The organism is Streptomyces sp. NPDC046557 (genome assembly GCF_040645975.1).
GTDB lineage: Bacteria > Actinomycetota > Actinomycetes > Streptomycetales > Streptomycetaceae > Streptomyces.
The window spans coordinates 375,613-391,095 of record NZ_JBEYZH010000002.1 but is presented as its reverse complement, the minus strand read 5'-3'; the positions used below and the strand labels follow the sequence as shown (position 1 = coordinate 391,095).

Genomic DNA, 15,483 nt, shown 5'->3' with positions numbered 1-15,483 from the left:
GCTCATGCCCTGTTCACATGGCGAAACCCTCGGCATGACGTCCGGGGTTCTCCCCTAGGCTGGGTCCCGTGACCCCCGCCGACCTCTCCCGTACCGTCGCGCACGCCGTGCGTGGCGCCGTCGAGGACGGGGAACTGCCCGCCGGGGCGGAGCTGCCGCAGCGGGTGGTCGTGGACCGGACGCGGCCCGGCGGGGTGGGGGAGTACGCCACCGCCGTCGCCTTCCCCCTCGCCAAGAGCGCCGGATGGCCCCCCGGGGACGTCGCGCGCGTGCTCGCCCGCTGGCTCGCCGGGGCGCCCGGGATCGACCGGGTCGAGGTCACCGGCTCCGGGTTCCTGAACTTCGTCATGGGACGGCCCTCCGCCGAAGTGCTGGTACGGGACGTGCGCGAGCGCGGCCACCGGTACGGGTGCTTCCCGCAGGCCGTCACGGTCACGGTCACGGTCACGGACGCCGAGACGCGCGCCGATGTCGTGCGCCGAGCCGTTCTGCGGCTCGGCGGTGACCCCGACACCGGCGGACTGCGGATCGCGCCCGTGCCCAAGAAGGAAGGGGACGTCTTCGCCGGCTACGGCGCCGACGCCGCCCGGTGGGCCATGCTCGCCGTCCCGCCGCACGAGACCCCCTCCTTCTCCGGTCGGCTCCTCGTCCAGGACGAGTCGAGCGAGTTCTTCCGTGTGCGGTACGCCCGAGCCCGAGCCCGAGCCCTGCTGCGCAACGCCGCCCACCTCGGTTTCCGCCCCGAGCCGGGGGATACGGAACACACCCCCGCCGCCGACGCGCTCCTGCGCGCCCTCGCCGACCACCCCCTCGCCCTCGAAGCCGCCGCGCACCACCGCGCGCCCGAGCGCCTCGCCCGGCAGCTCGTCCGGCTGGCCGACGCGCTGCTCGACTTCCAGTACGACGTGCTCCCCAAGGGAGACGAGAAACCCTCGGCCGCCCACCGCGCCCGGCTGGCCCTCGCCGAAGCCGCCGGGACGGTGCTGGCCGGCGGCCTGTCCCAGCTCGGCATCGCCGCCCCCGAACGCCTGTGACCCGCGAAGAGAGATTCCGATGAGCCGTTCCGCGCACCCCGCCGGGCCCCGCCACGCCGATGTCCTGCCCGAGGGCCACTACGCGCCGCCGCCCGCCGACCTCAACGTCCTCGACGAGAAGGTGTGGTCGCGCACCGTCACCCGCAACGCGGACGGCGTCGTGACCGTCGGCGGGATCGAGGTGACCACGTTGGCGGAAGAGTTCGGGACGCCCGCGTACTTCATGGACGAAGAGGACTTCCGCGAGCGCTGCCGGGCCTGGGCGCACGCCTTCGGGGCCGACGCCGACGTCTTCTACGCGGGCAAGGCGTTCCTCTCCAAGGCCGTCGTGAAGTGGCTGCGGGAAGAAGGACTCAACCTCGACGTGTGCTCCGGGGGCGAGCTGGCCACCGCGCTCGCCGCCGGGATGCCCGCCGAGCGGATCGCGTTCCACGGCAACAACAAGTCCGTCGCCGAGATCACCCGCGCCGTCGAGACCGGTGTGGGTCGCATCGTGCTCGATTCCTTCCAGGAGATCGCCCGCGTCGCGCACATCGCCGCCGGCCTGGGCGTACGCCAGCCCGTGCAGATCCGCGTCACCGTCGGCGTCGAAGCGCACACCCACGAGTTCATCGCCACGGCGCACGAGGACCAGAAGTTCGGGATCGCGGTGGCCGACGGGTCCGCCGCCGAGGCCGTCCGCAGGGCGCTGGGCCACGACTCGCTGGAGCTGCTCGGCGTCCACTCCCACATCGGTTCGCAGATCTTCGACATGGCCGGTTTCGAGGTGTCCGCCAAGCGCGTCGTGCGGCTGCTCGCCGCCGTCCGCGACGAGCACGGCGTGGAACTGCCCGAGATCGACCTCGGCGGCGGCCTCGGCATCGCCTACACCTCCGCCGACGACCCCCGCGAGCCGCACGAGATCGCCAAGGCCCTGTACGAGATCGTGGCGCGCGAGTGCGAGGCGGCGGGTCTGCGGGCCCCCCGGATCTCGGTCGAGCCCGGCCGGGCGATCGTCGGCCCGACCGCCTTCACCCTCTACGAGGTCGGCACCATCAAGCCGCTGGAGGGGCTGCGGACGTACGTCAGCGTCGACGGCGGCATGTCGGACAACATCCGCACCGCCCTCTACGACGCCGAGTACGCGGTCACGCTCGTCTCCCGCGTCTCCGACGCCGAGCCGATGCTGGTGCGCGTCGTCGGCAAGCACTGCGAGAGCGGCGACATCGTGGTCAAGGACGCCTTCCTGCCGGCGGACCTGGCCCCCGGCGACCTCCTCGCCGTCCCGGCCACCGGCGCGTACTGCCGCTCCATGGCCAGCAACTACAACCACGCGCTCCGGCCGCCCGTCGTCGCCGTGCGCGACGGACAGGCGCGCGTGATCGTCCGGCGCGAGACGGAGGAAGATCTCCTGCGTCTGGACCTCGGATGATGCCGGTATTTCTGGGGTAGGCCCCAGGACCCCCAAAATGGACGTCTCACTCAATGGACCGAGGATGGAAACTACTGTCCATTGCGTGAGACTGGTCAGACCTGGCACGCAAAACCGTGTGCCGGGTGGCGATGAAAGATCGAAAGGCGTAGGTCGAATGATGCGTACGCGTCCGCTGAAGGTGGCGCTGCTGGGCTGTGGTGTGGTCGGCTCAGAGGTGGCGCGCATCATGACGACGCACGCCGAAGACCTGACGGCCAGGATCGGCGCGCCCGTCGAACTCGCCGGCGTCGCCGTGCGCCGCCCCTCCAAGGTGCGCGAGGGCATCGACCCGGCGCTGGTCACCACCGATGCGACCGCCCTCCTCAAACGCGGCGACATCGACATCGCGATCGAGGTCATCGGCGGCATCGAGCCGGCCCGCGGCCTGATCACCACCGCTTTCCGGCACGGCATCTCCGTCGTCTCCGCGAACAAGGCGCTGCTCGCCCAGGACGGCGCCGCACTGCACGCGGCGGCCGACGAGGCCGGGCTCGACCTCTACTACGAGGCCGCCGTCGCCGGCGCGATCCCGCTGGTCCGCCCGATGCGCGAGTCCCTCGCGGGCGACAAGATCAACCGGGTCATGGGCATCGTCAACGGCACGACCAACTTCATCCTCGACAAGATGGACTCGACGGGCGCCGGCTATCAGGAGGCGCTCGACGAGGCCACCGCCCTCGGGTACGCCGAGGCCGACCCCACCGCCGATGTCGAGGGGTACGACGCCGCCGCCAAGGCCGCGATCCTGGCCGGCATCGCCTTCCACACCCGGGTCCGCCTCGACGACGTCTACCGCGAGGGCATGACCGAGGTCAGCGCCGCCGACTTCGCCTCCGCCAAGCGCATGGGCTGCACCATCAAGCTCCTCGCGATCCTGGAGCGGGCCGCGGACGGCCGGTCGGTGACCGCCCGCGTGCACCCGGCGATGATCCCGCTCAGCCACCCGCTGGCGTCGGTCCGCGAGGCGTACAACGCCGTCTTCGTCGAGGCGGAGGCCGCCGGGCGGCTCATGTTCTACGGCCCGGGCGCGGGCGGCTCGCCGACCGCCTCCGCGGTCCTCGGCGACCTCGTCGCCGTCTGCCGCAACAAGCTCGCCGAGGCAACGGGGCCCGGCGAGTCGGCGTACACCCAGCTGCCGGTCAGCCCCATGGGGGACGTCGTCACGCGCTACCACATCAGCCTCGATGTGGCGGACAAGCCGGGCGTCCTCGCCCAGGTCGCGACGACCTTCGCGGAGCACGGGGTGTCGATCGACACCGTCCGCCAGCAGGGAAAGGACGGCGAGGCCTCCCTCGTCGTCGTCACTCACCGGGCCCCCGACGCCGCCCTCTCCGGGACCGTCGAGGCGCTGCGGAAGCTGGACACCGTGCGCGGTGTGGCCAGCATCATGCGTGTTGAAGGGGAGTAAGGACCCATGAGCAGCAATCGCACCCACCAGTGGCGCGGCATCATCGAGGAGTACCGGGACCGCCTGCCGGTGACGGACGCGACGCCCGTGGTCACGCTCCGCGAAGGTGGCACTCCCCTCGTCCCGGCCCAGGTGCTCTCCGAGCGCACGGGCTGTGAGGTGCACCTGAAGGTCGAGGGCGCCAACCCCACCGGGTCCTTCAAGGACCGCGGCATGACGATGGCCATCACCAAGGCCAAGGAGGAGGGGGCCAAGGCGGTCATCTGCGCCTCCACCGGCAACACCTCGGCCTCCGCCGCCGCGTACGCGGTGCGTGCCGGGATGGTCTCGGCCGTCCTCGTGCCCCGCGGCAAGATCGCGCTCGGCAAGATGGGTCAGGCCCTGGTGCACGGCGCCAAGATCCTCCAGGTGGACGGCAACTTCGACGACTGCCTGGCCCTGGCCCGCGCGCTGTCCGACAACTACCCGGTGGCGCTGGTCAATTCCGTCAATCCGGTCCGTATCGAGGGTCAGAAGACGGCCGCGTTCGAGATCGTCGACGCGCTGGGCGACGCCCCCGACATCCATGTCCTGCCGGTCGGCAACGCGGGCAACATCACCGCGTACTGGAAGGGCTTCAAGGAGTACAAGGCCGACGGCCTGGCCTCCCGTACGCCCCGTGTGTGGGGTTTCCAGGCTTCCGGTTCCGCGCCGATCGTGCGCGGCGAGATCGTCAAGGAGCCGCACACCATCGCGACGGCGATCCGCATCGGCAACCCGGCCTCCTGGGAGTACGCCCTCGCCGCGCGCGACGAGTCCGGCGGCTTCATCGATGAGGTGACGGACCGCCAGATTCTGGCCGCCTACCGCCTGTTGGCCGCGCAGGAGGGCGTCTTCGTGGAGCCTGCCTCCGCCGCGTCGGTGGCCGGTCTGCTCAAGGCCGCCGAGGCCGGACTGGTCGACCCCGGCCAGAAGATCGTGTGTACGGTCACCGGCAACGGTCTCAAGGACCCCGACTGGGCGGTCGCCGGAGCCCCGCAGCCGGTCACCGTTCCGGTGGACGCCGAGGCCGCGGCCGTCCGGCTCGGCCTGGTCTGACCAGGCCGGGTTTGGCCCGGTCGGGTCGGCCGCCCGGGGCCGCCCCGCGCGGGGCCGCCCCGCGCGGGCCCGGGCCGCGTCGCCGGATTCCGGGAGGTCCCGGAATCCGGCAACTCGGACGGAAGAACGCGACACGCATCGTGCGCCTCCTGTGCGCCCTATGTCGCGAGAGAACCTTCCTTCGATAGGCTGTACTTACATCCGCCACCGCGCATATGACGCGGTGCTGCCCCAAGGGCCTTCGGGTGTCGTGCGTTCTCCAGTACATTCGCAGCGAAGATCCCGCCAAGCACCAGATCTCGCACAGTCACAAGGAGTGTCATCGACCGATGGCAGGTCCAGCGTTCCGCGCCGCCGCCGTACGAGTGCGCGTCCCCGCCAGCAGTGCCAACCTCGGCCCCGGCTTCGATGCCCTCGGCCTGGCCCTGGGGCTCTACGACGACGTGGTCGTCCGTGTCGCCGACTCCGGCCTGAACATCGACATCGCCGGTGAGGGCGCCGACAACCTCCCGCGCGACGAGAGCCACCTCCTCGTACGCTCCATGCGCACCGCCTTCGACCTGCTGGGCGGGCAGCCGCGCGGCCTGGAGGTCGTCTGCGCCAACCGCATCCCGCACGGGCGCGGACTCGGCTCGTCCTCCGCCGCGATCTGCGCCGGCATCGTCGCCGCCCGCGCCGTGACCATAGGCGCGGAGGCCAAGCTCGACGACGCGGCCCTGCTGGAACTCGCCACCGAGATCGAGGGCCACCCCGACAACGTCGCCGCCTGCCTGCTCGGCGGTTTCACCCTCGCCTGGATGGACGGCGGCAGCGCCAAGGCGATCCGGATGGACCCCGCCGATTCCATCGTTCCGGTGGTCTTCGTGCCTTCCAAGCCGGTCCTCACCGAGACGGCCCGCGGCCTGCTGCCGCGCACCGTCCCGCATGTGGACGCGGCCGTCAACGCGGGTCGCGCGGCCCTGCTCGTCGAAGCCTTGACCAGGCGTCCCGAGTTGCTGCTGCCCGCCACCGAGGACCGGCTCCACCAGGAGTACAGGTCCCCGGCGATGCCCGAGAGCGTGGCTCTCGTGGCCCGACTGCGGGCGGACGGCATCCCCGCGGTCATCTCCGGCGCGGGCCCCACGGTCCTGGCGCTGGTCGACAACGGTGCGGCCGACAAGGTCGCGCGGCTCGCGCGCGAGGGGTGGGCGGCCAACCGGCTGGCCCTCGACGTCCCGGGCGCGAGCGTTCTTCCGCTGGGCACCCAGGGCGGCTAGGCCCCGGGGGCCCGGCCGGCCAGGGGGCCGGTGCGGCGGCTGGGCAGGCCGACCGCGCGGAAGGGCGTGATTGCCGGTGATTGAGAGGGGGAATGTCTGTTGGATCCGGTAGTGTTAATCTCGAGTGCGCATCCGAAGCCGCCATGGCTCGGTGCTCAGTGTCCCCATTCGGGACCACCTTTCTTCCGGGAGCCTCCCCGACTGCTCTGATCGTTGCCGGCAGTTTCGAGCACGCTCCGGAATCGGCGTGACATTCCCACGCTTCCAGCTCGGGGGCTTCTCGCCGTAACCAGCACGCACGTTTTCTTTTCCGCCGTATCTCTACCGGCGGACCACCGCCCCGGCTGCAGTTTATGACCCATCGGGTCACAGACTGTCGCCGGACAGCACAACCGGTCGCCGAGCCAGACAGGCCGACGTCCGCTCCAGGGAAGGACCCTTCGTGAGCGACACCACCGATCTGATGGGCGCTGCCGACACCAACGTCGACACCAGTGCCCCCGCCGCGGGCGCCGCCCCCAAGCGCCGCCGCTCCGGCACCGGCCTTGACGGCATGGTCCTCGCCGAGCTCCAGCAGGTCGCGTCGGGCCTCGGTATCAGGGGCACCGCGCGGATGCGCAAGAGCCAGCTGATCGAGGTCATCAAGGAGGCGCAGGCGGGCGGAAGCGCCCCCAAGGCCGCCGCCTCCGTCGCGGACACCGCCGAGGCCAAGCCGAAGCGCCGCGCCACCAGCAAGGCCCGTACGGGTGAGGCCGCCGCCGAGGCGCCCGCCGAGGCGCCTGCCACGCAGGCCCAGATCGAGATCCCCGGCCAGCCGGCCAGCGACGACGCCCCGGTCGGCGAGCGCCGCCGCCGTCGGGCCACCGCGCCCACCGGCAGCCCGGAGTCCGCGGCCCCGGTCGCCGTCCAGGTCGAGCAGAAGACCGAGACCGCGCCCGCGACGCAGACCGACCTCAAGGTGGAGGCCGCGACCGCCGTCTCCGCACAGGGCCAGGGCCAAGGCCAGACGCAGCTCCAGGAGGCCGGCGAGGGCCGCGGCCGCCGGGACCGCCGTGACCGCGACCGGGGCGAGCGCGGCGACGGTCGGCGCGACCGTCGCGACCGCGGTGCCAAGGCCGACGAGCCTGGCCAGGGCGGCCAGGCGCAGGGCGGTCAGGTCCAGGGCGGTCAGGGCCAAGGTGGTCAGGGCGGCAGCCGTCAGGACCGTCAGGAGCGCGGTGACCGTCAGCAGCAGGGCGGCCGCGGTCAGGGCCAGAACCAGGGCCAGCAGGGTCGACAGGACCGTCAGGACAACGGCCCGCAGGACGACTTCGACTCCGAGGACGGCCGGCGCGGCCGTCGTGGCCGCTACCGCGACCGCCGTGGCCGTCGTGGCCGCGACGAGTTCGCGCCGAGCGAGCCGCAGGTCGCCGACGACGACGTCCTGATCCCCGTCGCGGGCATCCTCGACATCCTCGACAACTACGCGTTCATCCGGACCTCGGGCTACCTGCCCGGCCCGAACGACGTGTACGTCTCCCTCGCCCAGGTCCGCAAGGCCGGGCTGCGCAAGGGCGACCACACCACCGGGGCCGTGCGCCAGCCCAAGGACGGCGAGCGCCGCGAGAAGTTCAACGCCCTCGTGCGCCTGGACTCGGTGAACGGCATGGCGCCCGAATCGGGCCGCGGCCGCCCGGAGTTCCAGAAGCTGACCCCGCTGTACCCGCAGGACCGGCTCCGTCTGGAGACCGACCCGGGGGTGCTGACCACCCGCATCATCGACCTCGTGTCGCCGATCGGAAAGGGCCAGCGCGGTCTGATCGTGGCCCCGCCGAAGACCGGCAAGACCATGATCATGCAGGCGATCGCCAACGCGATCACCACCAACAACCCCGAGTGCCACCTGATGGTCGTCCTGGTCGACGAGCGTCCGGAAGAGGTCACCGACATGCAGCGGTCGGTCAAGGGCGAGGTCATCTCCTCGACCTTCGACCGTCCGGCCGAGGACCACACCACCGTCGCCGAGCTGGCCATCGAGCGCGCCAAGCGTCTCGTCGAGCTGGGTCACGACGTGGTCGTCCTGCTGGACTCCATCACCCGCCTGGGCCGCGCGTACAACCTCGCCGCCCCCGCCTCCGGCCGCATCCTGTCCGGTGGTGTCGACTCGACCGCGCTGTACCCGCCGAAGCGCTTCTTCGGTGCCGCGCGCAACATCGAGGACGGCGGCTCGCTGACCATCCTGGCCACCGCGCTGGTCGACACCGGCTCGCGCATGGACGAGGTGATCTTCGAGGAGTTCAAGGGCACCGGCAACATGGAGCTCAAGCTCGACCGCAAGCTCGCCGACAAGCGCATCTTCCCGGCCGTCGACGTCGACCCGTCGGGCACCCGCAAGGAGGAGATCCTTCTCAACGCGGAGGAGCTCGCCATCGTCTGGAAGCTGCGCCGGGTGCTGCACGCGCTCGACTCGCAGCAGGCGATCGAGCTGCTGCTCGACAAGATGAAGCAGACGAAGTCGAACGCCGAGTTCCTGATGCAGATCGCCAAGACGACCCCGGCGGGCAAGAACGACGACTGACCGTCGCCGTAGCCGGACCGTCCGACGGGACCGCCCCCCTCACAGCCGCGAGGGGGGGGCGGTCCCTTTTCGTTCGTACCGCGGCTCGTTCCCACTGCGACCTTCGCCACACCGGCGCCCGGTCGGCGGGGCCCCACAGCACCGATTTCGTCCGGGTTCCGGTACGGACGGTAGGCGCGGTGTCACAGCCGGTCAGAGCCGTTTCCGGCGACCGGCCGGCCCGGTACGACCCCCACCCGGGATCGTGGAACCCTGGAAGGCGTTCCTCCGTCTGTGTCAGAGAACAGCGGGGGTCGCAGACAGGCCGAACGGGTCGCGGGAGCGGGCCGGGGACCGAGGAGAGCATGAGCGAGGACACGAGGGGCCGCGGCCGCCGCGCCGCGGGCAGCCGGCGCCGCAGGAAAGCGCCGAAGCGCCGTAAGGGCCTCACCGTCGTCGCGTGGACGGCCGCCGGCGTGGTGTTGCTTGGTGGCGCGGGTGCGGGCTACTTCTACTTCAAGTTCAACGGGAACCTGAAGACCGTCGACATCGACGCGGCGCTCGGCAAGGACCGTCCCCAGAACATCGACAACGGCTCGATGGACATCCTCGTCCTCGGCTCGGACTCCCGCGGCGGGGCGAACAGCGAGTACGGCCGGGACGACGGCGGGTCCGCCCGCTCCGACACGGCGATGATCGTCCACCTCTACGACGGTCACCACAAGGCGAGCGTCGTATCCATCCCGCGCGACACCATGGTCAACCGACCCGCCTGCCAGACGGCGGACGGGAAGACGGACCGGGGCAGCACGCGCTCGCAGTTCAACGAGTCGTTCACCATCGGCGGGGCCGCCTGCGCGGTCAAGACCGTCGAGAAGATGTCGGGGATCCGCATGGACCACTACATCGAGGTCGACTTCACGGGCTTCAAGAAGATCATCGACAACCTCGGCGGCGTCCAGGTGACCACCACCAAGCCGATCAAGGACGCCTCCAGCCACCTCGACCTGCCCGCCGGCCCCAACAAGCTCAACGGCGAACAGGCCCTCGGCCTCGTCCGCACCCGCAAGAGCGTCGGCGACGGCAGCGACCTCGGTCGAATACAGCTCCAGCAAGCCTTCATGAAGGCCCTGATCAAGCAGGTCAAGGGCATCGGCGTCTTCGACAACCCCAAGCGGCTGCTCGACCTCGCCGACACCGGCACCAAGGCGCTCACTACCGACAAGCAGCTCGGCGACGTGAAGTCGCTCCTGGGCTTCGCCCAGAGCCTGCGCGGCATCGACGCCCAGAACCTCCAGATGATCACCATGCCGGTGACCGCCGACGCCCTCGACCACGACCGCGTCGCCCCGCTCGCCAAGGAGTCCAAGATGGTCTGGGACGCCCTGCTCGCGGACCAGCCGATCCCGGCCGAGGCGACGGCGGACTCCATGGGCGACAAGGGCACCGCGGGCGGCATCGTCCAGCAGCCCTGACAGCGCGAACACCTGGTCACGGGGGTTCGCAGACCGGGTGGAATAGATGCCGGCCCCTCCCCGTTGTGGAGGGTGTCCTCAGAATTTTGACAGGCGGCCCGGTCCTGGCAGACTGGTCTGTCGGCCCCGGTTCACGCAGCGCGCAATTCGGCCCCTGCGACCCGGCGCCCTCCCGAATCTAGGAGACACCTTGAAGCGCGATGTTCACCCCGAGTACGTCGAGACCCAGGTCAGCTGCACCTGTGGCGCGTCGTTCACCACCCGTAGCACCCTGACCGAGGGCACCATCCGTGCCGAGGTCTGCTCCGAGTGCCACCCGTTCTACACGGGCAAGCAGAAGATCCTCGACACCGGTGGTCGCGTGGCCCGCTTCGAGGCCCGCTTCGGCAAGGCTGCCGGCTCGAAGTAGCGAGCCTCCGGCGCCGGAACCCGGCTGCACCGCGTCACACGCGGGCAGCCGGGCCCGGCGCCTTTCTCGTCCCGCAGCCATTTCTTCACTTTCACCACAGGAGCCCCCGATGTTCGAGGCGGTCGAGGAACTGGTCGGCGAGCACGCCGACCTTGAGAAGAAGCTCGCCGACCCTTCGGTCCACTCGGATCAGGCCAACGCGCGCAAGCTCAACAAGCGATACGCCGAGCTGACCCCGATCGTCGCGACCTTCCGCGCCTGGAAGCAGACCGCCGAGGACATCGAGACGGCCAAGGAGTACGCGGCCATCGACCCCGACTTCGCCGCCGAGGTCAAGGAACTGGCCGCCCAGCGCGAAGAGCTCACGGAGAAGCTCCGCCTGCTGCTCGTGCCGCGCGACCCCAGCGACGACAAGGACGTGCTCCTGGAGGTCAAGGCGGGCGCGGGCGGCGACGAGTCCGCCCTCTTCGCCGGTGACCTGCTGCGCATGTACCTGCGCTACGCCGAGCGCGTGGGCTGGAAGACCGAGATCATCGACGCCACCGAGTCCGAGCTCGGCGGCTACAAGGACGTCCAGGTCTCCGTCCGCACCAAGGGCGGCAACGGCGCCACCGAGCCCGGCCAGGGCGTCTGGGCGCGCCTGAAGTACGAGGGCGGCGTACACCGCGTCCAGCGGGTTCCGGCCACCGAGTCGCAGGGCCGCATCCACACCTCCGCCGCGGGCGTGCTCGTCACCCCGGAGGCCGAGGAGGTCGAGGTCGAGATCAACATGAACGACCTGCGCATCGACGTGTACCGCTCCTCCGGCCCCGGCGGCCAGTCCGTCAACACCACCGACTCGGCCGTGCGCATCACGCACATCCCCACCGGTGTGGTCGCCTCCTGCCAGAACGAGAAGAGCCAGCTCCAGAACAAGGAGCAGGCGATGCGCATCCTGCGGTCCAGGCTGCTGGCCGCGGCCCAGGAAGCCGCCGAGCAGGAAGCCTCCGACGTGCGCCGCAGCCAGGTGCGTTCCGTGGACCGGTCCGAGAAGATCCGCACGTACAACTACCCGGAAAACCGGATCTCGGACCACCGGACCGGCTTCAAGGCGTACAACTTGGACCAGGTGCTCGACGGAGACCTCGACGCGGTCATCCAGGCGTGCGTCGACACCGACTCCGCCGCCAAGCTCGCGGCCGCGCACTGACCGCGACCGCCTGACCGTGGCGCCTGCCTGACCCCCGCTCCACCCCCGTACGACAGCAGCCCGGAGGACCAGCGTGAACTTGCTGCTTGCCGAGGTGGCCCAGGCCACCCAGCGGCTGGCCGCCGCCGGCGTGCCCTCACCGCGCTTCGACGCGGAGGAGCTCGCGGCCTTCGTGCACGGCGTCAAGCGGGGGGAACTGCACCACGTCAAGGACGCGGACTTCGACGCCCGCTACTGGGAGGCCGTCGCCCGCCGCGAGGCGCGCGAGCCGCTCCAGCACATCACCGGGCGCGCCTTCTTCCGGTACCTGGAGCTCCAGGTCGGGCCCGGGGTCTTCGTGCCCCGGCCCGAGACCGAATCGGTGGTGGACTGGGCGATACACGCCGTCCGGGCCATGGACGTGGTCGAGCCGCTGATCGTCGACCTCTGCACGGGCTCCGGTGCCATCGCGCTGGCCATGGCGCAGGAGGTGCCGCGCTCGCGCGTCCACGCGGTCGAGCTGTCCGAGGAAGCCCTGCGGTGGACCCGCAAGAACGCCGAGGGCTCCCGGGTCACCGTGCACCAGGGCGACGCGCTCAGCGCGCTGCCCGAGCTGGACGGCCAGGTGGACCTCGTCATCTCCAACCCGCCGTACATCCCGCTGACCGAGTGGGAGTACGTCGCGCCCGAGGCCCGCGACCACGACCCCGAGATGGCGCTGTTCTCCGGCGAGGACGGCCTCGACACCATCAGGGGCATCGAACGCACCGCGCACCGGCTGCTGCGGCCCGGCGGCATCGTCGTCATCGAGCACGCCGACACCCAGGGCGGCCAGGTGCCGTGGATCTTCGCCGAGGAGCGGGGCTGGGCCGACGCGGCCGACCACCCCGACCTCAACAAACGCCCGCGCTTCGCGACCGCCCGCAAGGCCTTGCCGTGATCCGCGCGACCCCATTCCCGGACAACGTCACCACCCCGCTGCATGAGGAGGCCCGCTGATGGCCCGGCGATACGACTGCAACGACGCCACGGACCGCAAGACGGGCCTGCGGGAGGCCGCATCCGCAGTGCGCCGCGGCGAACTCGTCGTGCTGCCCACCGACACCCTGTACGGGATCGGCGCGGACGCCTTCAGCGCTGAGGCGGTCGGTGACCTGCTCGCCGCCAAGGGGCGCGGTCGCAACATGCCCACCCCTGTCCTCATCGGCTCCCCGAACACGCTGCACGGCCTGGTCACCGACTTCTCCGAGCAGGCGTGGGAGCTGGTCGACGCGTTCTGGCCGGGCGCGCTGACGATCGTCGCCAAGCACCAGCCGTCGCTGGCCTGGGACCTGGGAGAGACCCGCGGGACCGTGGCCGTGCGCATGCCGCTGCACCCCGTGGCGATCGAGCTGCTGACCGAGGTCGGCCCGATGGCCGTGTCCTCGGCGAACCTGACCGGGCACCCGGCGCCGGAGGACTGCGACGCGGCCCGCGCGATGCTGGGCGACGCGGTGTCGGTGTACCTGGACGGCGGCCCCACCCCGGGCATCCAGCCGTCCTCGATCGTCGACGTGACGGGGAAGGTTCCCGTCCTGCTGCGCGCGGGGGCGCTGACCGCCGAGCAGCTGCGGGAGGTCGTACCCGACCTCGAGGTGGCCCCGTGAGCCCTCAGGGGCGTGGCATAGCAACGGGGCGTCTTCCGGCGGAGGCAGGGGGGGACTGCTTCCGCATCCTCCACGTCAGCACCGGGAACGTGTGCCGCTCGCCCATCACCGAGCGGCTGACGCGGCACGCCCTCAGCCACCGGCTGGGGGGTCTCGTCGCCGGCGAACTCATCGTGGAGAGCGCCGGCACGTGGGGCCACGAGGGGGCCCCGATGGAGGCCAACGCGGCCGCCGTGCTGGCGGACTTCGGCGCGGACGCCTCCGGCTTCACCGGGCGGGAGCTGTTGGACGAACACGTCATCCGGGCCGACCTGGTGCTGACGGCGACCCGGGACCACCGGGCGCAGGTCATCTCCATGGGCCACTCGGCGGGGCTGCGGACGTTCACGTTGAAGGAGTTCACGCGACTGGTGCGGGCGATAGACCCCGCCACGCTGCCGCCGCTGGACGACGGCATGGCCGAGCGCGCGCGGGCCCTCGTACGGGCGGCCGCGGCGCTGCGCGGATGGCTGCTGGCGCCGTCCGCCGACGCGGACGAGGTGTACGACCCGTACGGGGCGCCGATCACCTTCTTCCGCTCGATCGGCGACGAAATCAACCAGGCGCTGGACCCGGTGGTCACCGCCCTGACGGGCGTCACGGCTTCCCGCTGACGGCCCGGCGCGGCCGGCGGCGGCGTCCGGGGGCGGGATCGTGGGGGCGGGCCTACAGTGGCCGTATCCGGGACAGCACTGGGAGCCGCGCCATGAGCGTCATCACCCCGCCCACGGACCTGCTGCGGCAGCAGGATCCGAGGATGGCCGACGTGCTCGCGGGGGAGGCCCAACGGCAGGCGGGCTCCCTGCAGCTGATCGCCGCCGAGAACTTCTGCTCGCCCGCCGTGCTCGGCGCGCTCGGCTCCGCGCTCGCCAACAAGTACGCCGAGGGCTACCCCGGCGCCCGCCACCACGGCGGCTGCGAGTACGCGGACCTCGCCGAACGCATCGCAGTGGAGCGGGCCATGGCGCTGTTCGGCGCCGAACACGCCAACGTCCAACCGCACTCCGGCTCCTCCGCCGTGCTGGCCGCGTACGCCGCGCTGCTGCGCCCCGGCGACACGGTGCTCGCGATGGGCCTCCCGTACGGCGGACACCTCACGCACGGCTCTCCCGCCAACTTCTCCGGCCGCTGGTTCTCCTTCGTCGGGTACGGCGTCGATGCCGAGACCGGCCTGATCGACTACGAGCAGGTGCAGGAACTCGCCCGCGCGCACCGGCCCAAGGCCATCGTCTGCGGCTCGATCTGCTACCCCCGCCACCCCGAGTACTCCGTGTTCCGGGAGATCGCCGACGAGGTGGGGGCCTACCTGATCGCCGACGCGGCGCATCCGATCGGGCTCGTCGCCGGCGGGGCGGCCCCCAGCCCCGTCCCGTACGCGGACATCGTCTGCGCGACCACCCACAAGGTGCTGCGCGGCCCGCGCGGCGGGATGGTCCTGTGCACCGCCGAACTGGCCGAGCGCGTCGACCGGGCGGTGTTCCCCTTCACGCAGGGCGGCGCCCAGATGCACACGATCGCCGCGAAGGCCGTGGCCTTCGGTGAGGCGGCCGGTCCCGCGTTCACCACGTACGCCCACCGGGTCGTCGCCAACGCCCGAGTTTTGGCCGAGGCCCTGGAGGCCGCGGGTCTCGCCGTGACGACCGGCGGCACCGACACCCACCTCATCTGCGCCGACCCCGCCCCGCTCGGCATCGACGGTCCGACCGCCCGGGGCCGGCTCGCCGCGGCCGGCATCGTGCTGGACACCTGCGCCCTGCCCTACGGCGATCAGCGCGGGATCCGCCTGGGCACCGCGGCCGTGACCACCCAGGGCATGGGGGAGACGGAGATGGCCCGCATCGCCGCGCTGTGCGGGGCGGCGCTGCGCGGGCAAGCCGCTCGGACCCGCACGGAGGTCGCCGAGCTGGCCGGTGGATTTCCTCCTTATGGGGCGTAACACGGACGAGCGGGGCGTACCGCAACCGGGGTAGGCACCCCGCGCG

General features: G+C 71.6%; 13 protein-coding genes. All 13 read left to right on the top strand.

Annotated features, from left to right (window positions below):
* The first annotated feature begins 68 nt into the window (after window positions 1-68).
* The 13 genes from nrtL to glyA all read left to right on the top strand — a co-directional run bounded on the left by nrtL (window position 69) and on the right by glyA (window position 15,437).
* Window positions 69-1,034 carry an ArgS-related anticodon-binding protein NrtL gene (gene nrtL / locus ABZ934_RS06960; RefSeq protein ID WP_361309404.1) on the top strand — a complete coding sequence of 322 codons (966 nt, stop codon included), beginning with the start codon at window positions 69-71 and terminating at the stop codon, window positions 1,032-1,034.
* Window positions 1,035-1,053: 19 nt separating this feature from the next.
* The gene (gene lysA / locus ABZ934_RS06955; RefSeq protein ID WP_361309401.1) at window positions 1,054-2,445 is read left to right on the top strand and encodes a diaminopimelate decarboxylase; all 1,392 of its coding nucleotides are present in this window, start codon (window positions 1,054-1,056) and stop codon (window positions 2,443-2,445) included.
* Between the two features lie 157 nt (window positions 2,446-2,602).
* Window positions 2,603-3,895, top strand: a complete 1,293-nt coding sequence (locus tag ABZ934_RS06950) for a homoserine dehydrogenase (RefSeq protein ID WP_361309399.1) — start codon at window positions 2,603-2,605, stop codon at window positions 3,893-3,895.
* A 6-nt stretch (window positions 3,896-3,901) separates the two neighbouring features.
* The gene (gene thrC / locus ABZ934_RS06945; RefSeq protein ID WP_361309396.1) at window positions 3,902-4,972 is read left to right on the top strand and encodes a threonine synthase; all 1,071 of its coding nucleotides are present in this window, start codon (window positions 3,902-3,904) and stop codon (window positions 4,970-4,972) included.
* Between the two features lie 329 nt (window positions 4,973-5,301).
* The gene (gene thrB / locus ABZ934_RS06940; protein WP_361309393.1) at window positions 5,302-6,228 is read left to right on the top strand and encodes a homoserine kinase; all 927 of its coding nucleotides are present in this window, start codon (window positions 5,302-5,304) and stop codon (window positions 6,226-6,228) included.
* Window positions 6,229-6,670: 442 nt separating this feature from the next.
* A complete protein-coding gene (gene rho, locus ABZ934_RS06935; protein ID WP_361309391.1) occupies window positions 6,671-8,785 on the top strand; it encodes a transcription termination factor Rho in 2,115 nt (704 codons plus the stop codon).
* Window positions 8,786-9,129: 344 nt separating this feature from the next.
* Entirely contained in the window at window positions 9,130-10,239 is a 1,110-nt protein-coding gene (locus ABZ934_RS06930; protein WP_361309388.1) for an LCP family protein, read from the top strand.
* A gap of 190 nt (window positions 10,240-10,429) precedes the next feature.
* Complete coding sequence (gene rpmE, locus ABZ934_RS06925) at window positions 10,430-10,648, top strand: 50S ribosomal protein L31 (protein WP_030153765.1); 219 nt, start codon at window positions 10,430-10,432, stop codon at window positions 10,646-10,648.
* 109 nt (window positions 10,649-10,757) lie between these two features.
* Window positions 10,758-11,837, top strand: coding sequence for a peptide chain release factor 1 (prfA, locus tag ABZ934_RS06920; RefSeq protein ID WP_361309385.1), 1,080 nt, complete (start codon window positions 10,758-10,760; stop codon window positions 11,835-11,837).
* 73 nt (window positions 11,838-11,910) lie between these two features.
* Window positions 11,911-12,756 (top strand): peptide chain release factor N(5)-glutamine methyltransferase, encoded by an 846-nt coding sequence (gene prmC, locus ABZ934_RS06915; protein WP_361309382.1) that lies wholly within the window; start codon window positions 11,911-11,913, stop codon window positions 12,754-12,756.
* A 58-nt stretch (window positions 12,757-12,814) separates the two neighbouring features.
* Window positions 12,815-13,462 (top strand): L-threonylcarbamoyladenylate synthase, encoded by a 648-nt coding sequence (locus tag ABZ934_RS06910; protein ID WP_361309379.1) that lies wholly within the window; start codon window positions 12,815-12,817, stop codon window positions 13,460-13,462.
* Window positions 13,459-14,115, top strand: coding sequence for a protein-tyrosine-phosphatase (locus ABZ934_RS06905; protein WP_361309377.1), 657 nt, complete (start codon window positions 13,459-13,461; stop codon window positions 14,113-14,115). The genes ABZ934_RS06910 and ABZ934_RS06905 overlap by 4 nt, the downstream gene beginning before the upstream one ends.
* Window positions 14,116-14,207: 92 nt before the next feature.
* Window positions 14,208-15,437 carry a serine hydroxymethyltransferase gene (gene glyA / locus ABZ934_RS06900; protein WP_361309375.1) on the top strand — a complete coding sequence of 410 codons (1,230 nt, stop codon included), beginning with the start codon at window positions 14,208-14,210 and terminating at the stop codon, window positions 15,435-15,437.
* Window positions 15,438-15,483: the final 46 nt, after the last annotated feature.